The sequence below is a fragment of the Gemmatimonas sp. genome (assembly GCF_021298855.1).
Taxonomy (GTDB): Bacteria; Gemmatimonadota; Gemmatimonadetes; order Gemmatimonadales; family Gemmatimonadaceae; genus Gemmatimonas.
Genome location: NZ_JAJTHI010000075.1, coordinates 1 through 2811, shown reverse-complemented (window position 1 = coordinate 2811; position 2811 = coordinate 1). Strand labels below are relative to the sequence as shown.

General features: G+C 72.0%; 4 protein-coding genes. All 4 read right to left on the bottom strand.

Annotated features, from left to right (window positions below; genetic code table 11):
- The coding region (locus tag LW840_RS16575) for a hypothetical protein (RefSeq protein WP_291277409.1) at positions 1 to 284 on the bottom strand (284 nt) is incomplete at its 3' end.
- A gap of 79 nt (positions 285 to 363) precedes the next feature.
- Positions 364 to 870, bottom strand: a complete 507-nt coding sequence (locus LW840_RS16570) for a hypothetical protein (protein ID WP_291277408.1) — start codon at positions 868 to 870, stop codon at positions 364 to 366.
- Positions 871 to 992: 122 nt separating this feature from the next.
- Positions 993 to 1724: a hypothetical protein gene (locus LW840_RS16565; RefSeq protein WP_291267867.1), complete on the bottom strand. Its 732-nt coding sequence runs from the start codon at positions 1722 to 1724 to the stop codon at positions 993 to 995.
- 629 nt (positions 1725 to 2353) lie between these two features.
- On the bottom strand, positions 2354 to 2811 hold a 458-nt coding region (locus tag LW840_RS16560), incomplete at its 5' end, for a hypothetical protein (protein WP_291277407.1).

The following is a 2811-nucleotide window of genomic DNA, read 5'->3' as shown; positions in this document are numbered from 1 at the left end:
GGCGGCGCGGCCTGTTGGCGGACCAGATAGGCCAGCAGGATGGGGAGCAGCGCGAGGGTCCCGCAGAAGGCCGGCAGCCAGATGAGCGCCCACAGGTGCGTGATCGATGGCCCCACGCCCCCGAGGATCGACGCCCCGGTGCGAGCGATCCCGTCGCGAAGCGGCCCGGCCTGTTGCGCCTCGAAGGTGCCGTAAGCGATCGTCGCCCCGAGGATCCCATCGACGAGACCGAGCCCGACAAGGAATCCGGTACCGAGTTGCCGAAGGCCTGTGCGGTCGTTCACGTTCACGATCTGCCGCCCTCGCGGGGAGACGGATCGGTTGAGGCCGTCGGCGCCGGGCCAGGGCCGCATGGGAGTGCCGTCAGATGCAAACGATCCGCGCGCCGATCCACTGCGCCTCGATCTGTCCGGTGAGTCGGGTGCCGGTCACGGCTGTGAAGTCGAGGTCGAGCCGCACGGGGTGGTTCGTGTCCACGCGATCCACCTGCACGACGCCACGGAGCTCCTCGCGCGGCTGCGTCGCCCAGTCGATCGCCTTCGGCGACGTGAGGCCGACGAAATGGACCACGCGGCCGATCCGGTCCGTGGTGTCGGGGAAATCGTACCGACCGGCGGCGCGGGTCGGCGGGAGCCAGAGCCGGAGGGAGAGCCAGCCATTTCGCGGACCGCCGAGACGCTCCGTCGGAATCCAGAAGGCCAGGGCGGCGCCGTCCCACGGGGCGCAGTCCGGCTCCACGGTCGCGGTCTTTCGGATCGCGACAGCCCCGGTCGTGTCGGGTCGCCGCTGGGCCGCGAGCGGTTCGGCGCCGATCGATTGCGCGGCCAGCAGCAGGGCGCCACGCAGACCAGCGGCGGCGAAGCGACGCACGGCAGCGGCGAGCGGTCGGTCCCACATGGTCCACCTCGGGCAGGTTGAAGCGGGACCCCCACAGCCGGGGCTGGCCACGACCGGCACCGGGCGTGGCCTTCCGCGGGGTGCCCGTACCGGCGTCAGTTCACGGCCTGCGTGATGACGACCGTTGCGTCTGGTGCGCCGGTCGCCCGTCCGCGCACGGTGAAGGTGTAGCTTCCCGCCGCGGTGCGGGCGGGAATGCTGATCGACACCGAGGCCGAGGTTGTGCCGGTCGGGACGGTCGTGGGGGCCACCGTAATGGTCCAGCCGGCCGGCACGTTTTGGACCGTGAGCTCCACGGGCGCCGTGAAGCCGGTGCTGCGCGTGAGGGTAATGGTGCTCGACGTGCCGGCGGCGGTGGACAGGCCCGCGATCGCGGCGGTCGGCACCGTCGCCGCGAGTCCGACGCTCGCTGGTGGCAGGACGGTGAGCGGGATGGTGGCGCTCCCCGCGGTCGCCGTGGCGCTCGTGGCCCGGACCGTGACCGGGAACTGTCCCGCCGTCGCGCCGGCCGCCACCGTTAGGGTGAGCGTACTGGTGGTCTGACTTGCCGTGAGCACCGCAGGGGCGAAGGCTGCGGTGACCCCCGCCGGGAGCGCTGCTGCGTCGAGGGTGACGGTGCCCGCTGAAGGGGCGCTGCGGCTCACGGTGACGGTCGCCTGCCCGGTCGCGCCGGGCAGCACGGACAGCGTGGCCGGGGCGGCTTGGACCGTCAGGACGGGGGGCGGTGCCGCGGGGTCACTGGAACAGCCCGCGGCGAGGAGCGCGAGGGCGGCGCCGAGCGGGGCGATGGGGAAGGCGATACGCCGGCAGGCTGCGGGGAGGGGCATGGGCGGAAACCGGCCTCGGAGTCTGGGTGAAGGGGGTGGGCGACCACCGGGTGGCGCGCGCCCATCATCCTCGCGCCGGACGCGCGTCGGCGCAATACGGTGACCGCCGTGGCGACTGCAGCGCCGTCGGTGTTTACCGGGACGCTCGCCCGGCGCCGCGGTGGCGCAGGAGGCGGAGCGAGAGGACGGCGATGCCCCATGTTGTGGAGCGGGGTTGTGGACGCTGGAGGCATCACGCACCGCCGCCTGGGCATGTTCTCGCAGAGCCCGTGCTCACCGGATGCAGGGCGTCGCACTCACCGGCGCGATGGTGCGGCAACAACGGACCGCGGCAATACGAACGGACACCTGTGCCAACACCAACCGGTCTCCACGGCGCGCAGTTGGTGGAATGCGTCCGGATGAATCCGGCCGCAGGCGCGAGGCCACTCGACGCGTGGCCTCGTCCGCTCAGGGCAACCCGCAGGTTGGCCCGTTACGCATGGCACGTGTTGGCCGCGTGTTGCCTGTGAGGGAAGCCCACGGGCACGGTCGTTCCCGCATTCCCGCCGAGGCACCTTCTCCCTGCAACGAAGGGCCGCCCCGATTGGGACGGCCCCTCGCCTGGAGCTGAGAGCGACAGCCGCGCGTCAGTTCAGGATGAATTGCACCGCTTCGCGGGGCCGTCCGGGAGTGCCCGTGATCGCCACGGTGCCGGTGGCGGCGCTGAACCGCAGGCCGTTGAACGGCGCGCCCCCGGCGCTGATCGAGCGGGCGTTACCCAACGTGACCGTCTGCGGCGAGCCCACCTCCACACCGTTGAGCAGCGGCTGGACCGTGGCCGCCGGAGCGGTTCCACTCAGGTTCGCCACTGCCGACGTCGCCGTGCGACCGGCGAGACCGGCCCCGAGCGTGACGATGAGAGCGTCGCTACCGCTGATGTAGTCGTCACCGACCCCGAGAGTGTGGCGGCCACCGAACCAGTGCGGGGCCCCCCCAACGGCGGTGAAGTTGAGCAGGTCACACGGCAGGTTGTTCGGGTTGCCCGCGATCTGCGGGTTGACGATGCCGTCCCGGATCGTGCCGTTGGCATTGTAGTTCCGCTCGG